The following is an 18,499-nucleotide window of genomic DNA, read 5'->3' on the forward strand; positions in this document are numbered from 1 at the left end:
TGTCGAGGTTCAGGGATGGACGCCATCCGGGATCACCCCGATGACGATGTCCTCACAGACTTCACACAAACGCCGCGGTCGAACAGCCCTCAATTGATGGGGGCGGCGCGCCACCAGTCCAGCAGCTGGTCGTCGGTGGCCAGGAAACCGGTGCTGTACATCAGGAAGGCGTGCTTGCTGTCCTGGGAGTGGAACTCCGTCACCAGACGTGGACGCAGCAGGGCGCTGTCGCTGAGCTGGTAGTTCGTGTACAGGTTGCCGTGCACCTTGACGTCGGACTTGGAGAAGCCCGACAGCGCGTTCAGGGCGTCCTCGGCCTCGGCGGCCGAGCGATACATGACGAAGCGGTAGCTCGGGTGGCCGACGCCGCCCGCGCAGTTCCAGGCCACCGCCCAGTTGCCCAGGTCGGGATCGCCGGATCCGGTGTCGGGCGGCGGCGAGGAATGCTGATAGGTCGAGCAGGCCGCGCCCTGATAGCCGGTGCCCGAGTTCGAGTCGGCGTTCGGGTCGGACTGCGGGAGCATCTGCGGGAAACGCCGGCTGAGTACCTGCGCGTCGGTGCCCGAATGCTCCGGGATGCCGGCGGCGGGGTCGGTGGTCTCGGTCGGGCTCACCTCCTCCTCGGTGGTCGGCGCGGGCGCCTCGGAGGTGGTCGCCGGGGTGTGAGAGGTCCCGCTCCGGTCCAGCGCGGCCAGACAGCCGCCGACCGCCACCAGCGGCAACACCACGACGGCCGCCGCCCCCAGCAGACAACCCCGCAGCTTCGAGCGCTTCTTGCGCGGCGGCACCGGCCGCGGCGCGGGCGGCGCGGGCACCGGGGCCTGGCCGGTATAGCGCATGGTCGCGGGCGGCTGCTGTCCGGGAGCGGAATTCGGATCGACACCGTACGGAGTCGTCGCGGTGGCGCCGAATTGCCCTGGCGCCACCGGTGATACGCCGGATTGCGGCACGAACGGCGAGTGCGCCACCACGGTTGCCCCGGCCGGATTCTCCAGCGCCTGCTGGGCCGCGGCGGCGAACTCGCCGCACGAATCGAACCGTCCCTCCGGGTGTTTCGCGAGGGCGCGGGCCAGCACCGCGTCCAGGGACTGCGGCAGTCCCGGCCGCAGCGTGCTCACCGCCGGCGGCGCCTGATTGAGGTGACCGTGGATGATGCCCACCGGATGCTCGGCGGCGAACGGCACGTCGCCGGTGAGCAACCGGAACAGCGTGCAGGCCAGCGAATACTGATCCGAGCGCGGATCCAGCGGCTGACCGGAGAGCTGTTCCGGGGAGGCGTAGGTGAGCGTCGCGGTGAACGAGCCGGTCTGGGTGAGCTTGGTGGCGTCGTCACGCAGGCGGGCAATACCGAAGTCCGCCAGGAAGACTCGCTCCTCGCCGTCCAGGCGTTCGAGCAGGATGTTGGCGGGCTTCACATCCCGGTGCAGCACGCCGCGGCGATGCGCGAAATCCAGGGCCCGCGCGGTCTCGGCGATTATCCGGATGGCCTGGCGCGGCGGCAGATTCGCCGCCTCCAGCTGGGACGCGTCGGGGCCGTCGATGTAGCGCATGGCGATCCAGGGCTGCGCGTCATCGATGCCGCGGTCGTAGACCGGCACGATATTGGGGTGATCCAGCCGGGCGACCAGATCGCCCTCCCGCTCGAACCGCCGCCGTACCTCGATATCGCCGAACACGTCCCGGCTCAGCAGCTTCAGCGCGATCAGCCGAGGCAGCCGGGGGTGCCGGGCCAGATACACCGACCCCATGCCGCCGCGGCCGAGTTCGCGTTCGATCTCGTATCCCGCGAACACTTCCCCAGCGCGCAGCACAGCTTCCCTTTCTGAAACAATTTGCCTCCGCTTCGCTGCGAACGAGCGCTCCATAGACCTGTGCTCGGGCCGCGAACCAGATACCGCGCCGACCCTAGCGTGATCGTCGCGGCGTTTCGAATACCCCAGGTCAGTTGATGGGGGCGCTCTTCCACCACTTCAGGACGGGGTCGAAACTGCCCGTGAGGCCGTCCGTGTACATCAGGTACTGGCCGCGGCCCGCGTCGCCGGTGAAGGCGGTCACGATCCGCGGGTGACTGTCATCGGTGAGCTGGTAGTTGGTGTAGGTCTTGCCGCCGTTGGCGTCCTGCGACTTGGCGTCCGGGGTCAGATCGCTCAGGACGGTCTGCGCCGTGGCGGCCGAGGAGTAGGCGAAGATGCGGTAGAAGGGGTCGCTGTTGTTGTTGCCGCCGTAGCAGCGCCACTGCACTTTCCAGTCGCCGAAGTCGGGGGTGCCGTCGGTGGCGTCGGAGGAGACCGGCGAGTCGGCGACCCAGCAGGTCGCACCGTTGTAGCCCTTGCCGCCGGTCTTGACGGCGGGCAGCAGTTTCGGGAAATCCTTGGCCACCACCGACCAGTCGACCTGCTTGTCGCCGGCGGGCGCCGCGCCCGCCGACGTGTTCGCGACACTGCCCGGCGCGCCACCGGCCTTGGTGTTGCTCGCCTTGCCGCCCGCCGCCGCGAGCACCGCGACCACCACGACGAGCAGCACCACGACCGCCAGCACGATGCCGATGATGAGCCCGGTATTGGACTTCACCGGCGGCCGATGCGCGCCAACCGGGGCGACGGGCGGACGCTGCGGGGCCGGGCGGCCCGGGCTCGGATAGTTGTAGGACGGGGCCGGCGGCTGCGTGTACTGATTGGTCCCGCGCCCGGTGTAGTTGCCGGTGACCGGCTTCGGCGGAGCGGGATTGACCTGTGTCGGAGTCGGATACGGCACGGCCGGGGACGGCGGCGCGGTCTGCGGGCGCGGCCCCGCGGTCGGCATGGGCGCGCCGGTCATCGGCATACCGGTCAGGTGCGGGCCCGCGGTCACCGGATTGCCCGTCGACATCGGGCCGCCGGTCGGCATGGCGCCGCCCGTATACATGGGCATACCGGTCGGCATCGCGCCACCGGTCAGGTGCGGCGCGACCGGATTCGGCCCGGCGGTGTGCGGCATGACCGGCATCGGCGGCGAGGTGCGCTGCACCAGAGGCATGGCGGGCGCGCTCGGATTGGCCAGGGCGCTGCGAGCTGCGGCCGCGAAGTCACTGCAACTCGGGAAGCGATCCTCCGGACGCTTGGCCATGGCCTTGGCGATCACCATGTCCAGGCTCTGCGGCAGTCCGGCGCGCGCGTTGCCCAGCGGCGGCGGCGGATTCTGCAGATGCCCCTGGATGACCGCCGCCGGATTGGTGGCCGAGAACGGGCCGGACCCGGTGAACAGCCAGAACAGGGTGCAGGCCAGCGAATACTGGTCGGAGCGGCCGTCGAGCGCGGATCCGGTCAGCTGCTCGGGCGAGGCGTAGGCCAGGGTCGCGGTGAAGGTGCCGGTCTGGGTGAGGTGACCGCTGTCGTCGCGCAGCCGCGCGATACCGAAGTCGGTCAGGTACACCCGCTCGCCCTTGCCGCCGGTGGAGCGGGCCAGCAGGATATTGGCCGGCTTCACGTCCCGGTGCAGTACCTCGTTGCGGTGCGCGTAGTCGAGGGCGTCGGCCATCTCGGCGACGATCTGCACGGCCCGCTCGGGCGGCAGCGTCTGCGGAGTCACACTGGCGGCGTCGATGCCATCGATGTACTGCATGGAGATCCACAGCTGGCCGTCCTCGAGCCCGCGGTCGTAGACGGTGACGATATTGTGGTGATCCAGTTGCGCGACCAGGTCGGCCTCGCGCTCGAAGCGGGCGCGGACCTCCTTGTCGAAGACCATCTCCCGATTCAGCAGCTTGAGCGCCGTCATCCGCGGCAGCCGCGGATGCTTGGCCAGGTACACCGAACCCATGCCACCCCGGCCGAGCTGCCGTTCGATGACATACCCAGCAAAAACGTCACCGTTGGACAGCATGACGATCTCCCACTTCCCATTCCACGAGCCGGGACCCACCAGCGCGCGAGGTACCACAGACGATCGGCGTGATCGTTCGGGCCGATCCGAAAACACCGAAACTGTAGCCGATTCGCGGCCTACCGAACTATCTACGCGCAGCCCGCTTACGCAACACTCAACGTTTGCTTGTCGTCCCTGGTGACCCGGCATGCGGTGTCGGGGGGCGGGGATACGCTGGCCGCATGCGCATTGGAGCTCACGTCCGAATGGACAGCGACCCGATCGGCTTCGGCGAGAAGCTCGGGGCCGACGTCATCCAGATGTTCGTGGTGGATCCGCAGAGCTGGGACAAGCCCCAACCCCACCCGCGGGCCGAGGAGATCAAGGCCAGCGACATCGACCTGGTGGTGCACTCGTCCTATCAGATCAATGTGGCCAGCCTGAACAACCGGCTGCGCATGCCCTCGCGCAACGCGGTGGCGCAGCAGGCCAGGGCCGCGGCCGAGCTGGGCGCCTTCGGGCTGGTCGTACACGGCGGTCACGTGCGCTCCGACGCGGAGATGGCGGAGGGATTCGCCAACTGGCGCAAACTCTTCGAGCGCCAGCAGGACAAGGGCGGCTTCGCGGTGCCCATCCTCATCGAGAACACGGCCGGCGGAAACCACGCCATGGCACGGTATTTCGACAATATCGGGCGGCTATGGGAGGCGGTCGGCGACTTCGGGGCCGGCTTCTGCCTCGACACCTGCCACGCCTGGGCGGGCGGCGAGGAACTGGTCGGAGTCGTCGATCGGATCAAGGCGATCACCGGGCGCATCGACCTGGTCCACCTGAACTCCTCGCGGGACGCCTTCGATTCGGGCGCCGACCGGCACGCCAACTTCGCCGACGGCACCATCGACCCGCAGCTGCTGGCCGAGGTGTGCCGCACCGCCGGCGCGCCGGTCATCCTGGAGACCCCCGCCGAAGGCGTCGCCGACGACCTGGCCTACCTGCGGGAACACCTGGGGTCGTAGCCGGTTCCGTACCTGCCTTTTCGATCCGGCTGATCCTGAACCTGTTTCGCCGGACGCCCCGATGGTGTGCTGGTCGCGGCTCGGATCCGGGCCGGACTCCATCGGGCGAAAGGCATTGCATGTCCGTCGATTACGCAACATCCAACCTCACGGTCGTGCAACTGGGCAGCAAGATCGGTGCGCGCATCGACGGCGTGCGGCTGAGCGGCGACCTCGGTTCGGCGACCGTCCAGGGCATCCAGGACGCGCTGCACCGGCACAGGGTGATCTTCTTCCGCGGGCAGGAGCACCTGACCGAGGACGGGCAGTACGAGTTCGCGCGACTGCTGGGCGCGCCCACCACCCCGCACCCGACCGTCACTTCCAAGGGCGTCAAGACGCTGCCCATCGACTCCGAGTACGGCCGCGCCAACAGCTGGCACACCGATGTCACCTTCGTGGACCGGATTCCGAAGGCATCCATCCTGCGCGCGGTGCACCTGCCGAGCTACGGCGGCTCCACCACCTGGGCCTCGACGGTCGCGGCATACGACTCGCTGCCCGCGCCGTTGAAGGCGCTGGTGGAGAACCTGCGCGCACGGCACACCAATGCCTACGACTACGCCGCGGACCGGACCGAGGTGGCGCGCGGCGAGAACGCCGAGGTGACCGCCAATATCAAGGCCTACCGCGAGGAATTCGAGTCCACCTACTACGAGACCGAGCACCCGGTCGTGCGCGTGCACCCCGTCACCGGCGAACGCGCGCTGCTGCTCGGGCACTTCGTCAAGAACTTCGTGGGCTTCTCCGCCGCCGAATCGCAGGCCCTGTTCCAGCTGCTGCAGAACCGCGTCACCCGGCTGGAGAACACCACCCGCTGGAACTGGCGGCCCGGCGACGTCGCGATCTGGGACAACCGCGCCACCCAGCACTACGCGATCGACGACTACGACGGCCAGCCCCGCCGCCTCACCCGCATCACCCTGGCCGGCGACGTGCCGGTCGACGTGCACGGCGAGCCCAGCACCATCATCACCGGCGACGCCGAGCACTACTCGATCATCGAGGAGGTCGCACCCCGCGCCGCCTGAATCCCGGCGCGAAACACCGCAATTCGGGCAGGCGCGAGTGCCGCCACTCACCCACGCTGCCCTTGCGGACCGACACAACTCGATGCCGTCGATCACGACGTCGTTGCGCCGTGATCGCCGGCCGGCCGGTGCGGCGGGCACCACCCCGCTCGCCCGCAGCACCGGCCTTTGTCGTTTCCGCAGCCCGGACCGGCCGAGCCCCGAAACCCTCAGACGGCCATCGCCGGGTGCTGCACCATAATGGTTCGCGGCCCGTCTCGTTCTGGACCGCGGCTTGATCGACCTCCGCCTTGGAGCGGGGGGAGCGAAGCGGAGGAGCGGAAGAGGGAAGAACGAGACCTCAGGGCCGCGAACCCGCCAGGTGCGAAGCGGAGGGCAGATGGACACGGATATTCGGCCGCTGGATGGCGTGCGGGTGCTGGAGCTCGGGAACTATGTCGCGGCGCCGACGGCCGGGCGGATCCTCGGGGATTTCGGGGCCGAGGTGATCAAGGTCGAGCGGCCGAAAACCGGTGATGAGCTACGGAATTGGCGGCTCTACGGGGGCGACACCTCGATGCTGTACCGGACGGTCAACCGGAACAAGAAGTCGATCACGCTGGATCTGCGCACCGATGCCGGGCGCAAGATCGTGCTGGATCTGATCGAGCAGTGCGATGTGCTGCTGGAGAACTTCCGGCCCGGCATGCTCGAGAAGTGGGGGCTCGGGCCCGAGGTGCTCAATGAGGCCAATCCGAATCTGGTGATCACCCGGATCTCCGCGTACGGGCAGACCGGTCCGCTCGCGCAGCGGCCCGGCTTCGCGGCGGTGGCCGAGGCGGTCGGCGGGCTGCGCGAACTCGTGGGCGATCCGGACCGGCCGCCGGTGCGAGTCGGCGTGTCCATCGGCGATTCCATCGCGGGGATCTATGCCGCCTTCGGCACCGTCATGGCGCTGTTCCAGCGCGAGCGAGTGCAGCGGGTTCCCTTGGAGCAGCGCATCATCGACGTGGCGCTCAACGAATCCATCCTGTCGGTCATGGAATCCCTGGTTCCCGATTATCTGGCCTACGGCATCAATCGCGAGCGCGTCGGCGGGCGCATGGAGGGCATCGCGCCCAGCAACGCCTATCCGTGCAGCGACGGCACCAGCATCATCATCGGCGGCAACGGCGATGCCATCTTCCAGCGGTACATGCAGGTCATCGATCGCCCGGACCTGGCCGCCGATCCGGAACTGCAGGACAACGCCGGACGCTGGCGGCACCGCGAGCGGCTCGACGCCTCGATCGCCGAGTGGACGCGGGTTCGCACCCGCGCGGAGGCGTTGCGGGTGCTGGAGGCGGCCGCCATTCCGTGCGGGCCCATCTACACCGCCGCCGACATCGTCACCGACGAGCAGTACCGGGCCCGCAATATGATTCAGCCCTTCCGGGTGGACGTGGGCGAGCCCGAGCTCAAGGAGGTCGGCTTCCCGGGCATCGTCCCGGTGATCGGCGGCCGCTCGCTGCCCATCCGCACTGTCGGCCCGGATCTCGGCGAGCACACGCGCGAGGTGCTCTCCGGTCTGCTCGGCCTGACCGACGCCGATATCGATGCCTTGGAGGCGAACTCATGATCCTGCGGGATGTGACGCTGCGCGACGGCCTGCAGCTCACCGGCAAGGTGCTGCCCACCGACCGCAAGGTCCAGATCGCGCGGCAGCTGTTGGCGCTGGGAGTGCCCGAACTGGAGATCGGCTCCATGGCGCGGCCGGATCTGGTGCCGCCCATGGCCAATACCCTCGATCTGGTCGCCGCGCTCACGCCCGCGGAACTGGAGCGCTGCTGGGTCTGGGTGGCCACGCCCCGGCACGTGGCCCGGGCCGCGGAGGCGGGCGTGCGCAACTTCCAGTACTGCTTCTCGGTGTCGGATGCGCACAACAAGGCCAATATCGGCCGCACCACCGAGGACAGCCTGGCTGCCATGCCGGAGGCGATCCGGCTCGCGGCGGAGGCGGGCGGGCGCATTCAGCTCTGCCTGGCAACGGCTTTCACCTGCCCGTTCGACGGTCCGGTGGATCCCGCGCGAGTGCTCTCCATCGCTACCGATCCGCGCACCGAGGGGTCCGCGGACATCGTGGTGGCCGATACCCTCGGCCAGGCGCATCCGGGTCAGGTCGGCGCGCTCATCGGTGCGGTGGCCACGACCGGGCATTGGGGAACGGCGCGGCACCGCATCGTCTTCCACGGCCACGACACCTGGGGCATGGGTGTCGCGAATTCGCTGGCGGCCCTGGACGCGGGCGCGGCCGTAGTGGACGGTTCGCTCGGCGGACTGGGCGGCTGCCCGTTCGCGCCGGGCGCCTCCGGCAACACCTCGAGCGAGGATCTGCTGTTCGCCACCCGCCCGGAATGGTTTACCCCGTCCGTATTGTCGGACCTGGCGAGGATTTCCGAAGAGTTGCTGACGGAACTCAGTGAACCCAATCGATCCCGGACGGTTGAGGGCGCACGTTCCAAAGCCGAAGCATTTGAATGGGTAATTGTCGCAAATGAATAATTTGCGGAGAATTAGCCAGCGTGCGCGTCGGCCCGCAGTTTGAGCAAAACCAAACCCGCGGTGCAAGCGAGAATCAGTCCGGCGACGGTGATTTCGACGCGTAGCCCGGCGATGCCGAGTACCGCGCCGGTGAGCCCTCCCAGGAAGATCAGCCAGGCGACGACGCGGGCCAGGATTGCCGACATCCGCAGCCCGGGGGCCGCGGGGTCTCCCGCGCGCATCGATGCGCGCAGCGGAGATGCCGAGAATGCACCCATCATCCACTCCTCGATGACGCTCGCCGGGGTCTCGCGATTCTTCCGCGTGCCCCTCGGCTAATTTCGAGCGTCTCACGTGTAACTTTGGACACACATTACGGCTCTGCAACGGAAAGTCCATACGACACGTATGCAAAACGCGACGACTTTACTAATTCGATATCTGAATCATCGCTGTTTGAGATATTTCCGAGCCCTGCGGAATCGCTTGCGCCAGTGGGCCAGCGAACCGACCACCCGCCTGGCCCCGCCCGGCGGCCTCCGTTAGGGTGAGCCCACTCGACACGAATCAGGAGTGCCACCAATGGACGGCAGCAACGCCGGCGCGGACGAGCGCGGCCTCACCCCGCTGCGTCACCTGCCGAAGCCCGTGGCGGGTGCCGCCGCGGCGGTCGGCGCGGTGTCGGCCGGGCTCATTCTCCTGGGCGCCTGCGGCATCGGCCACAACGACACCTACGTCGCGCCGCCGCCGCTGAACGCCGATCTCCAAGCGGCACCGGCGACTTCGACGATCAAGAGCGGCTCCTCGACCACTCCGGCCGTCGTCATCCCGCCGTCCCCGACCTGGCGGGTGGCCGCCGACCAGCCCTCCCGGCGCGCACCCATTTCCACGATCAGCGCCACCCCGCAGGATCCGGCCGCGGACCCCGGGGCGAGCAGCCGCTCCACCCCGTCGCGTCCCACCACCACGCGGCCGGCCACCACCGAAAGCCCGCGCACCACAACCGATCTCCCGGCCACCACGGTCCCGCCGTCCACGCTCGCGCCCACGGATCACCCGGCTGCGGACAACAACTCCGACGGATAGCCGAGCGACTCACCAGTCGCCGTCTGCGACCGGTGTGCCCTTCTTGTCGCCGAGCTGGTGTACCTGGCCCGCGGCCGGAGGCAGCCACGGCTCGTGGTCGTCGCCCAGCCACTCACCGACCGGAGCCACGCCGGTGAGCGCGTCGGCGGGCGCCAGATCCGTTGCGTCCGAATCGAAGTAGTCGAACCAGGGTAGGCCCGCGTCCGTATAGGCCTTGCGGTCGACCGGGGACGGCGGCGCGGCCTCACCGGTGATCCGCCGCCAGTCGGGCGGCGTCACCAGATGGACGAAGATGCGGCCGGACGCGTCGGTGGCCCAATCCGCCAGGGGGCGTTCGTCTTTGTAGATCTCCTGCCGCATGGTGCCGCCGACACCGAGTCCCATGGCGGTGGCCTGCTTCCGGGGCGCGGCTCGCCGCCTGGACAGTCCGTGCTCGGTGCCGCCCTGCGCGGCCGGCGACAGCGGCATGGCTCCGTGACCGGTCGGTGGAGCGCCGCCCGGGGCGGGCATGCCCGGCGGCAGCGGCGTGAGGCTGGGGGCGCTGCCGTCGTACGAGATCGCCCGCACCCGTTCGCGATCGGCTTCCATCGCTTTGCGCCAGCGCGCGAGCTCGACCTCGTTCAGCGCGAAGTTCTGGAGCTGGATGCCGCCGTGCGTCTCCTCCCCGGTGACCTGGCCCTCGACGGTCGCACCCAATCCCAGTGGCACCGCCACGAATTGGCGGATGGTGCCGGTACCGGAATTGATGCCGTCCAGCCAGGGCTGTCTGGGCAGCACCACGTAGTTCTGCGGGTCGCGGGCGAGCCGATCACTCCAGGGCTTGCCGGAGACCGCGCACACCTTGCCCACGCCGATCTGCAGCGCCGCAGGCTCTTTCGCGGAGAACGACAGCCACATCGCCTCGCGCAGGTACATGGGCAGCATGACGCCGCCCCGCCTGCTCCACTCCTCGGGCACCGAGTCCGCGTAGTCCGCCACCCGCCGGACCGGGAACTCCCCCAGCCCCGGCGGCAACGGATGCGTCCCCTGCTCGGGCAGTCTCAGCGTGCGGATGAACCGCACCCCCACCCCACCGGGCAACACCACGGTGTTCCCGTCCAGCCGTACTGCTTCTCCTCCCATGCCCCGACCCTACGCTCGCCGATCCCTTCCCCGACACCGAAATTCGAGCTTCGCACCCCCGTCGAAACGGCCCGCGCCCCGCTCCGGGTGGAGCGGGGCGCGGCTTCGGTGGTCGGGTGGTGCGGGTCAGAACTCCACGAGCGTGTAGTCGCCCACGCGGTCGCTGAGCACGCGCAGGTGCTCCAGATCGCCGCCCAGGGTGCGGGCGATGGCGGTGAGCCGGGCCACGTAGTGGCTGACCGGGTATTCGGTGGTGATGCCGATGCCGCCGTGCATCTGGATGGACTCCTGGCCGATGTGCCGGGCGGAGCGCCCGACCTGGAGCCGGGCCCGCGACGCCGCCACCCGGTCCGCGGAGCCGTCGGCGACGGCGGCCGTGGCGTACAGGCTCATGCTGCGAGCCAGTTCCAGCGACACGTACATGTTGGCGGACCGCTGGGTGAGGGTCTGGAACTTCGACAGCGTGACGCCGAACTGCTTGCGCGTCTTCAGGTATTCGGCGGTCAGCCGCAGCGCCTCCTCCATTGCGCCGAGGGATTCGGCGCACAGGCTCGCCTGCGCCGCCACCTCGACCGAGTCCACCACCGGCTGCGCGTCGCCGCCGGCCCCGAGGAGTTCGGCCGCGGCGGAGGCGAATTCGATCTGTGCGCCGCGGCGCTCGTCGAAGGTGCGGAAGGGCGTGCGGGTGACGCCCTCGGCGTCGGCGGCGATCAGGAACAGGCCGGTGCCGCCGCCGGGGAGCGCGGCGCTGACGACCAGCTGGTCGGCGCAGTCGCCGTGCGGGACCGGGTTCTTGACGCCGGTGATCCGGTAGCTGTCGCCGTCGAGGACGGCGGTGGTGGCCGATCCGGTTGCGGGCCACCGGGCGCCGGGCTCCTGGTGTGCGAAGGCCAGCAGGGTCTCGCCGCCGGCCAGGGCGGGCAGCACGCGCTGCCGCTGCTCGGCGGTGCCCACGCGGGCCACCAGCCCGCCGGGCACGAGCACGGCGTCGAGGTAGGGCTCGGGCGCGTTGCGGCGGCCGATCTCCTCCATGACGACCATGGTCTCGACCGGCCCGGCGCCCGCACCGCCGTCCTCCTCGTCGAAAGGCAGTCCGAGGACGCCCAATTCGGCGAGCTGGCGCCAGACATCGCGGCTCCAGCCGAGATCGGTGTCGGTGACCTTCAGGCGGGTCTCCGGGTCGTAGGCGCGGCCCAGCAGGTCCCGGACCGTGTCACGCAGCATGACCTGCTCATCGGTGAGTTCGAAATCCATGGCGGCGGCTCACAATCCGAGGATGGTGGAGGCGATGATGGTGCGCTGCACCTCGCTGGAGCCTCCGTAGATGGTGGTCTTGCGATAGTTGAGATAGCCGGGACCGCTGCGCTGCGCCCAGCCGGGCGAGGCGATGTCCGTGGCGTCCACCGGCAGCGCGTCCGGCCCGGCGATGTCCAGCAGCAGTTCGGTGGCGGCCTGCTGTAGCTCCGATCCGCGCAGTTTCAGCACCGAGGAGGCCGGATTCGGCTTGCCGTCATTGGAATTGGAGACCACGCGCATGAGGGTGAGCTCCAGCGCCAGCAGTTCGTTCTCGATCTCGGCGACGCGCGCGGCGAACACCGGATCCTCGAGCAGCGTGCCGTTGCCCGAACGGATCTGCGCCGCATACTCTTTCGCGACGCCCAGCTTCACCTTGGTGCGGCCCACGCCGGTGATGCCGGTGCGCTCGTTGCCGAGCAGGAACTTGGCGTAGGTCCAGCCCATGTTCTCCTCGCCGACCAGCTGATCGGCCGGGACGCGGACGTTCTCGAAGAAGACCTCGTTGACCTCGTGGTGGCCGTCGATGAGCTTGATCGGCCGGATGGTCACTCCGGGGGTCTTCACGTCGAAGAGCAGCATCGAGATGCCGGCCTGCTTCTTCACGGTCGGGTCGGTGCGCACCAGGCAGAAGATCCAGTCGGCGTACTGGGCCAGGGTGGTCCAGATCTTCTGGCCGTTGACGATGTAGGAGTCGCCGTCGCGCACCGCGGTGGTGCGCAGCGAGGCCAGGTCCGAGCCGGCGTCGGGCTCGGAAAAGCCCTGGCACCACCAGATGTCGAGATTGGCGGTGGGCGGCAGGAAGCGCTGCTTCAGCTCCTCGGAGCCGAACTGGGCGATGACCGGGCCGATCATCTGGGCGTTGAAGGTGAGCGGCTCCGGCACGGAGGCCAGCTGCATCTCGTCCTCCCAGATGTGCAGCTGCATGGGCGACCAGTCGCGGCCGCCCCATGCCACCGGCCACTTGGGCACGGCCAGGCCGTTCTCGTTGAGGATGCGGTGGGTGGTGACGATGTCATCGCGAGAGAGTTCGAGACCGTACTTCACGCGGTCACGGATCTCCGCCGGGATCTTGGTCCGGTAGATCTCGCGCAGGTCATCCCGGAATTTCACCTCATCGGGTGATAGGGCCAGCTTCATTGCTTCTCCCGAGCGTCGCTGTGATGTCGACATAAAACCTACCCCCCGGTAATGCGCTGTTTGTCACCCGGACCACACTCGCCGGACCGCTCGCCGGGGCGACGCCCACGCGGAGCTGGTAGGTTGCCGTGGAATCCACGACCGACGCAGGAGCAGCACGAGTGAACGGTTGGACTCTGTCCCGGCGGGCCCTGGCGGTCGCCGCCCTCACGGCCACGGCAACCCTCGGCGCGACCGGCGCGGCCACCGCGGACCAGCCGACGACGCCCGCCACGGCCGGCCTCGACCAGCTCACCCAGGCCGTCGGTGACAATGCCGCCGGTCAGGCCGCCGTCGCCGACGTCGCCCGGTCCGCGCAGCTGATCGCGGCCGCGAAGCTGGAAAACGTTCAGTTCACGCCGTTCTCGTACCTGGCGCCCACCCTCGGCTGCGGCTTCAACATGCCCTTCAGCCTGTCCTCGGCGCTGGCCGTCACCGGCGTCACCGGCGCCGCGACGTCGCTGCCGCCCGGCACCGTCAGCTTCCAGGTCATGGTGCAGCAGAACGGTTTTCCGACCGCCTCCGGCCTGAGCGTGGCCTGGCTCAATGTGAACAACGGCCGCAGCGGCATCACCGCGCTCGACGACCGGACCGAGTACAACCTGCCCTCGCTGACCAAGACCGTCGACACCGGCGCGGGCACGGTCGTCGCCTCGCTGTGGGGCACCATCGACTACCCGGGCGCGCGCTGCGTCGTGATGCCGACCGTCGGCCTCTTCACCGTGTCCGACACCCCACCCGCCCAGCCGGCGACCCCGGACGCCGCGGTCCCCACCACCTCGCCCGCGCCGGGCGCGCCGACCACCTCCGCGCAGACCCCGGACGCCACCGCCCCGGACGCCACCGCCCCGGCAGCCCCCGCGGGCGCACCCGGCACCAACTGACCCACGGCACCGCCGCACCCACGAAAACGCAACGCCCGCATCCTTTCCCGGATGCGGGCGTTGATCGTTTCGAGCGGCAGGCTCAGAACCGCGGCTTGCGCCGGGCTTCCGGGCGCTTGCCCTCGCGGCGCGGGGCGCGGCTCATGGGGCGGGTTCCGGGCGGGCCCTGGTCCAGCTGCAGGTCGATGAGCTGACCGCTGATCCGGGTGCGGCTCAGAGCATTCAGCGTTTCCGTGGACAGGTCGGCCGGCAACTCCACGAGGGAGTGGTCGGGCCGGATGCTGATGTGCCCGAAGTCGCTGCGGCGCAGACCGCCCTCATTGGCGATGGCGCCCACGATCGCGCCGGGCGCGACCTTGTGCCGCTTGCCCACCGAGATCCGGTAGGTGACCAGCTCGGCGCCGGTCTGACGGTGGCGTGACGGCTCGCGACGCTCGCGCGGGCCGCGCTCGTCGAAGGCGCGCGGCGCGCGTTCCCGGTCGCGGCGCTCGCGCGGCGCCGGCTCCGGGTCGGGCTCCATGAAGAAGTTGTCGCCGTCGTGGCCGCCCACCGCGAGCGCCGCGGCGATGTCCACCAGCGGGATGTTGTGCTCGCGCTCGTACTCTTCGATGAGCTTGCGGAACAGCGGCACGTTCGCCGAGTTCAGGTTCTCGGTGATGGCGTCGTGGAACTTGGTGACGCGCTGGGCGTTCACGTCCTCGACGCTGGGCAGCTGCATCTCGGTGACCTGCTGGCGGGTGGCGCGCTCGATGGCGTCGAGCAGCCGGCGCTCGCGCGGGGCCACGAACAGCAGCGCCTCACCGGAGCGGCCCGCGCGGCCGGTGCGGCCGATGCGGTGCACGTAGGACTCGGTGTCGTGCGGGATGTCGTAGTTGACGACGTGCGAGATGCGTTCCACGTCCAGGCCGCGCGCGGCGACGTCGGTGGCGACCAGGATGTCGAGCACACCGGACTTGAGCTGGCCGATGGTGCGCTCACGCTGCGCCTGCGCGATGTCGCCGTTGATGGCGGCCGCGGAATACCCACGCGCGCGCAGCTTTTCGGCCAGCTCCTCGGTGGCCTGCTTGGTGCGCACGAAAATGATCATGGCCTCGAAGGATTCGACCTCGAGGATGCGGGTCAGCGCGTCCAGCTTGCGCTGGTAGGACACCAGCACCCAGCGCTGGGTGATGTTGGTGTTGGTCGAGGTCTTGGCCTTGACGGTGATCTCGACCGGGTTCTTCAGGTACTGCTTGGAGATCTTCCGGATCGCCGACGGCATGGTCGCGGAGAACAGCGCGACCTGCTTCTCGTCGGGCGTGTCGGCGAGAATGCGCTCGACATCGTCCTGGAAGCCCATCTTGAGCATCTCGTCGGCCTCGTCGAGCACCAGGTACTGCAACTGCGACAGGTCGAGGGTGCCGCGCTCGAGGTGGTCGATGACGCGGCCCGGTGTGCCGACGACCACCTGCGCACCGCGCTTGAGGCCCGACAGCTGCACCGCGTAGTTCTGCCCGCCGTAGATGGGCAGCACGTGCAGGCCGGGCATGTGCACCGCGTACCGGCCGAACGCCTCGGCGACCTGGATGGCCAGCTCGCGGGTCGGGGCCAGCACCAGCGCCCTCGGGGCCTTGCCGGTCATCTCGATGCCCATGAGGATCGGGATGGCGAAGGCCGCGGTCTTGCCGGTACCGGTCTGGGCCAGGCCCACCACGTCCGCGCCGTCCAGCAACGGCGGAATCGTCGCCGCCTGGATGGGCGACGGCGATTCGTAGCCGACATCGGCGATGGCCCGCAGGATGCGGTCATCGATACCCAGATCAGCGAAGGACGGGCCGGAAACGTCCCTCTCGTCGTCAGTGGGAACGCTGTCGGCCGGTGAGGTACTCATTGCCAGGGATTTTACTGCCTGCTAGCTGCGGGCTTGACCATCGGGTGAATACCCTGGGGGTCGTGCAATCGGACAACCCGCCCGCGCCCGCCGTCCCGACGCCCTCGAGTTCCGCATCCGGACTCGGAAATTCCGAACCCACTCCCGCCCGCAACTACGTCACCGGAACCCTGGCCACCGCCGATGCGGGCAGCTCGGGAGCAGTGGTGACGGCCGTGCACGAAACGGCTGCCGCGGCCGAGCTGCCCACCGGGACCGAACCGGCCGGATCCGTGGATGTGGCGGTGGTGCAGTTCGATCCGTACACCGACACCGTGGCCAATCTCACCGCCCTGCGTGCGGAGGTCAAGGCCGCCAGCGAACTCGGAGCGAAGGTCGTGGTGGCGCCCGAGTACTCGATGTTCGCCACCAAGCGCCTGGACGATCGGGTTCTGGCCGCCGCCGAACCGCTCACCGGACCATTCGTCACCGGATTGCGGGGCATCGCAGCCGAATTCGGGGTGCACGTGGTCGCGGGCGTGGTCGAGACCGGTGGTCCCGACGAGCCCGCCGGGCACATCTACAACACCCTCGTGGCGGCCTCCCCCGACGCCGAATTCGCGGCCGTCTACCGGAAAGTGCATCTGTACGACGCTTTCGGTTCCCGCGAATCCGATCTGCTCATCGCGGGCCCGCTGGACCAGGCCCAGACCTTCACCGTGGACGGCGTCGTGTTCGGGCTGCAGACCTGCTTCGATCTGCGCTTCCCCGAAGGCATTCGGCGGCTGGCCGCCGCGGGCGCGCACGTGCTGCTGCTGCCCGCCCAGTGGATTCCCGGATCCGGCAAGGTCGATCAGTGGACCACGCTGCTGCGCGCCCGGGCCATCGAGAACACCATGTACGTCGCGGCCGCCGACCAGGCCGCTCCGCGCGGCTCCGGCGCCTCCATGATCGTCTCCCCCACCGGCACGGTACTGGCCGAACTCGGCGATCAGCCGGGCATCGCCACCGCCCACATCGACCTGCGGCACCTCACGGAGGTCCGCGCCACGAATCCGAGCCTCGCGCTGCGCCGGTACACGATCCGCGGCGAGTAGGGACGCTCAGAACCCGCCCCGGAGCGAAGCGGAGGGGCAGAATAGACAGAGCGATGATCTACTCGGATCGGGCGGCCGCGGGGCGCGCGCTGGGTGAGGTGCTGGGGCACCTGCGCGCGGCGAATCCGCTGGTGCTCGGGCTGCCCCGAGGCGGGGTTCCCGTGGCCGTGGCGGTGCACGAGATGATCGGCGGTGACCTCGATGTGCTGCTGGTGCGCAAGCTCGGGGTGCCGTGGCGGCCGGAGCTTGCCATGGGGGCGATCGGCGAGGACGACGTCCGGGTGCTGAATTACGAAGTCATCCGGCATTCCGGCGTGACCCGGGACCAGTTGACGGATACCGAGACCGTCGAGCGGGCCGAGCTGGAGCGCCGGCGGCGGACGCTGCGGGCCGAGCCGCCGATCGCCATCAAGGACCGGACCGTGGTCATCGTCGATGACGGCATGGCGACCGGCGCGACCATGGCGGCCGGCTGCGAGATCGCGCGACTGCACGAGCCACGCCGGCTGGTGGTGGCGGTGCCGGTGTCATCGGCCGAAGCCCTGTACCGGATCCAGGCGGTCGCCGACGAGGTGGTGTGCCCGCTGGTCCCGCGCGCTCTCGGCGGTGTGGGCGGGGCATACCGGGACTTCCATCAGCTCACCGACCAGGAGGTGGTGGAGCTGTTGCGCCCTACCGCTTCCCGGGATCAGTGAACCTCGTTACCGCCGGAATCTCTCAGACCAGCGAGCGGGCATGCACGAAATCGACTATCTCCCTGGTGACCTCGGCGTGCGCGGGCTCGTGCAGCAGGTCGTGGCCGGCGTTGGGGTAGGTGTGGAAACCGGCGCCGACCTGGGCCGCCCACTCGCGCACCGGCTCCACCGGCGCCCGGCGGTCGTCCGCGCCGTGCACGACCAGCACCGGCAGGCCCTCGGGCAGCCGGGGTCCCGGCCAGTCCGACTCCTGCTCGGTCGCCAGTGCGGCGCGCGAGCGGGAACCGCCCTCGGCGCGAGCACGATTCGCGGTCTCGGCGCCGCGGGCGGACTTCGGGGACCGGCCCTCCAGCACCGCCTTGGGCGTCCCGCACAGCACCAGCCCGGCGTAGTCGCCCGGCTGGGCGTCGCGCAGCACGGCCAGCGTGGTGGCCGCGCCCAGTGAGTGGCCCATCAGGAACGGGGTGGAATCGGCGTGCGCGTGCACCTGTTCCAGGAACAACCGGGCGTCGTCGGCCAGCTCGTGGATCGTTCCCGGACGCTCGGGATCTCCCTCGCTGAGACCGTGCCCGGAGGTGTCCAGGGCCCAGAGTTCGATGCCCTGGGCGGCGAGCGCCCGGGCGAATCTGTGATAGTGCGCGCTGTGCTGCCCGATTCCGGGTAAGAACGCCAGGACGGCCTGCGCATCGTTCAGCTGCCATCGACGGTAGTGAAGACGGCCGCGAGCGCCCGCTAGGTAAAGCATCGGCAGATTGTGACAGACGCGGACCGTTCGCGGGGCTGCTCGAAACAAGCGACTGGCGAGTAACGAGCGGACTTGACGAACGGCCGCCCGTCCGCTCGGCCACCCCGCTGGCGACACGCCG

16 protein-coding genes are annotated in these 18,499 nt (G+C 69.5%); 8 read left to right on the top strand and 8 right to left on the bottom strand.

Features of this window, described 5'->3' with window-relative positions; genetic code table 11:
• Positions 1 to 89 precede the first annotated feature (89 nt).
• Together ON33_RS22685 and ON33_RS22690 are read right to left on the bottom strand one after the other, a co-directional pair.
• Complete coding sequence (locus ON33_RS22685; RefSeq protein WP_040861075.1) at positions 90 to 1,811, bottom strand: serine/threonine-protein kinase; 1,722 nt, start codon at positions 1,809 to 1,811, stop codon at positions 90 to 92.
• Positions 1,812 to 1,941: 130 nt separating this feature from the next.
• Positions 1,942 to 3,861: a serine/threonine-protein kinase gene (locus tag ON33_RS22690; protein WP_040861102.1), complete on the bottom strand. Its 1,920-nt coding sequence runs from the start codon at positions 3,859 to 3,861 to the stop codon at positions 1,942 to 1,944.
• A gap of 224 nt (positions 3,862 to 4,085) precedes the next feature.
• Between ON33_RS22690 and ON33_RS22695 the strand changes: the two genes are divergently transcribed.
• The 4 genes from ON33_RS22695 to ON33_RS22710 all read left to right on the top strand — a co-directional run bounded on the left by ON33_RS22695 (position 4,086) and on the right by ON33_RS22710 (position 8,449).
• Positions 4,086 to 4,859: a deoxyribonuclease IV gene (locus ON33_RS22695; RefSeq protein WP_040861076.1), complete on the top strand. Its 774-nt coding sequence runs from the start codon at positions 4,086 to 4,088 to the stop codon at positions 4,857 to 4,859.
• A 119-nt stretch (positions 4,860 to 4,978) separates the two neighbouring features.
• Positions 4,979 to 5,929, top strand: coding sequence for a TauD/TfdA dioxygenase family protein (locus ON33_RS22700; protein ID WP_040861077.1), 951 nt, complete (start codon positions 4,979 to 4,981; stop codon positions 5,927 to 5,929).
• A 379-nt stretch (positions 5,930 to 6,308) separates the two neighbouring features.
• Entirely contained in the window at positions 6,309 to 7,526 is a 1,218-nt protein-coding gene (locus tag ON33_RS22705; protein ID WP_040861078.1) for a CaiB/BaiF CoA transferase family protein, read from the top strand.
• Positions 7,523 to 8,449, top strand: coding sequence for a hydroxymethylglutaryl-CoA lyase-like TIM-barrel protein (locus ON33_RS22710; RefSeq protein ID WP_040861079.1), 927 nt, complete (start codon positions 7,523 to 7,525; stop codon positions 8,447 to 8,449). Before ON33_RS22705 ends, ON33_RS22710 begins: the two co-directional genes overlap by 4 nt.
• An 11-nt stretch (positions 8,450 to 8,460) precedes the next feature.
• On the opposite strand, the gene ON33_RS40620 is transcribed toward ON33_RS22710, so the two are convergent.
• A complete protein-coding gene (locus ON33_RS40620) occupies positions 8,461 to 8,706 on the bottom strand; it encodes a hypothetical protein (protein ID WP_157184677.1) in 246 nt (81 codons plus the stop codon).
• A 304-nt stretch (positions 8,707 to 9,010) separates the two neighbouring features.
• On the opposite strand from ON33_RS40620, the gene ON33_RS38440 reads away from it, so the two are divergent.
• Entirely contained in the window at positions 9,011 to 9,514 is a 504-nt protein-coding gene (locus ON33_RS38440; RefSeq protein ID WP_051152659.1) for a hypothetical protein, read from the top strand.
• A gap of 9 nt (positions 9,515 to 9,523) precedes the next feature.
• Here the strand turns inward: ON33_RS38440 and ON33_RS22720 are convergent, their stop codons facing one another.
• The 3 genes from ON33_RS22720 to ON33_RS22730 all read right to left on the bottom strand — a co-directional run bounded on the left by ON33_RS22720 (position 9,524) and on the right by ON33_RS22730 (position 13,069).
• Positions 9,524 to 10,636, bottom strand: a complete 1,113-nt coding sequence (locus ON33_RS22720; RefSeq protein WP_040861080.1) for a hypothetical protein — start codon at positions 10,634 to 10,636, stop codon at positions 9,524 to 9,526.
• 126 nt (positions 10,637 to 10,762) lie between these two features.
• Complete coding sequence (locus tag ON33_RS22725; RefSeq protein ID WP_040861081.1) at positions 10,763 to 11,890, bottom strand: acyl-CoA dehydrogenase family protein; 1,128 nt, start codon at positions 11,888 to 11,890, stop codon at positions 10,763 to 10,765.
• A 9-nt stretch (positions 11,891 to 11,899) separates the two neighbouring features.
• Positions 11,900 to 13,069, bottom strand: coding sequence for an acyl-CoA dehydrogenase family protein (locus tag ON33_RS22730; protein ID WP_040861082.1), 1,170 nt, complete (start codon positions 13,067 to 13,069; stop codon positions 11,900 to 11,902).
• A gap of 161 nt (positions 13,070 to 13,230) precedes the next feature.
• On the opposite strand from ON33_RS22730, the gene ON33_RS22735 reads away from it, so the two are divergent.
• On the top strand, positions 13,231 to 13,992 hold the full coding sequence (locus tag ON33_RS22735; RefSeq protein ID WP_051152660.1) for a hypothetical protein: 762 nt from the start codon (positions 13,231 to 13,233) through the stop codon (positions 13,990 to 13,992).
• An 82-nt stretch (positions 13,993 to 14,074) separates the two neighbouring features.
• Here ON33_RS22735 and ON33_RS22740 read toward each other — a convergent pair whose 3' ends face one another.
• Positions 14,075 to 15,862: a DEAD/DEAH box helicase gene (locus tag ON33_RS22740; protein WP_040861083.1), complete on the bottom strand. Its 1,788-nt coding sequence runs from the start codon at positions 15,860 to 15,862 to the stop codon at positions 14,075 to 14,077.
• 242 nt (positions 15,863 to 16,104) lie between these two features.
• On the opposite strand from ON33_RS22740, the gene ON33_RS22745 reads away from it, so the two are divergent.
• Complete coding sequence (locus ON33_RS22745) at positions 16,105 to 16,938, top strand: carbon-nitrogen hydrolase family protein (protein WP_051152664.1); 834 nt, start codon at positions 16,105 to 16,107, stop codon at positions 16,936 to 16,938.
• 53 nt (positions 16,939 to 16,991) lie between these two features.
• A complete protein-coding gene (locus ON33_RS22750) occupies positions 16,992 to 17,633 on the top strand; it encodes a phosphoribosyltransferase (RefSeq protein WP_040861084.1) in 642 nt (213 codons plus the stop codon).
• Between the two features lie 22 nt (positions 17,634 to 17,655).
• Here the strand turns inward: ON33_RS22750 and ON33_RS22755 are convergent, their stop codons facing one another.
• Positions 17,656 to 18,378, bottom strand: coding sequence for an alpha/beta hydrolase (locus ON33_RS22755; RefSeq protein ID WP_040861085.1), 723 nt, complete (start codon positions 18,376 to 18,378; stop codon positions 17,656 to 17,658).
• Positions 18,379 to 18,499: the final 121 nt, after the last annotated feature.

It is taken from the genome of Nocardia niigatensis NBRC 100131 (assembly GCF_000308655.1).
Taxonomy (GTDB): Bacteria; Actinomycetota; Actinomycetes; order Mycobacteriales; family Mycobacteriaceae; genus Nocardia; species Nocardia niigatensis.

Coding starts and splice junctions, on each gene's coding strand:
- ON33_RS22755 (WP_040861085.1), bottom strand. CDS start 18,378: ATGCTTTACCTAGCGGGCGCTCGCGGCCGTCTTCACTACCGTCGATGG.
- ON33_RS22690 (WP_040861102.1), bottom strand. CDS start 3,861: ATGCTGTCCAACGGTGACGTTTTTGCTGGGTATGTCATCGAACGGCAG.
- ON33_RS22725 (WP_040861081.1), bottom strand. CDS start 11,890: ATGGATTTCGAACTCACCGATGAGCAGGTCATGCTGCGTGACACGGTC.
- ON33_RS22750 (WP_040861084.1), top strand. CDS start 16,992: ATGATCTACTCGGATCGGGCGGCCGCGGGGCGCGCGCTGGGTGAGGTG.
- ON33_RS22730 (WP_040861082.1), bottom strand. CDS start 13,069: ATGAAGCTGGCCCTATCACCCGATGAGGTGAAATTCCGGGATGACCTG.
- ON33_RS22700 (WP_040861077.1), top strand. CDS start 4,979: ATGTCCGTCGATTACGCAACATCCAACCTCACGGTCGTGCAACTGGGC.
- ON33_RS22720 (WP_040861080.1), bottom strand. CDS start 10,636: ATGGGAGGAGAAGCAGTACGGCTGGACGGGAACACCGTGGTGTTGCCC.
- ON33_RS22705 (WP_040861078.1), top strand. CDS start 6,309: ATGGACACGGATATTCGGCCGCTGGATGGCGTGCGGGTGCTGGAGCTC.
- ON33_RS38440 (WP_051152659.1), top strand. CDS start 9,011: ATGGACGGCAGCAACGCCGGCGCGGACGAGCGCGGCCTCACCCCGCTG.
- ON33_RS40620 (WP_157184677.1), bottom strand. CDS start 8,706: ATGGGTGCATTCTCGGCATCTCCGCTGCGCGCATCGATGCGCGCGGGA.
- ON33_RS22710 (WP_040861079.1), top strand. CDS start 7,523: ATGATCCTGCGGGATGTGACGCTGCGCGACGGCCTGCAGCTCACCGGC.
- ON33_RS22740 (WP_040861083.1), bottom strand. CDS start 15,862: ATGAGTACCTCACCGGCCGACAGCGTTCCCACTGACGACGAGAGGGAC.
- ON33_RS22695 (WP_040861076.1), top strand. CDS start 4,086: ATGCGCATTGGAGCTCACGTCCGAATGGACAGCGACCCGATCGGCTTC.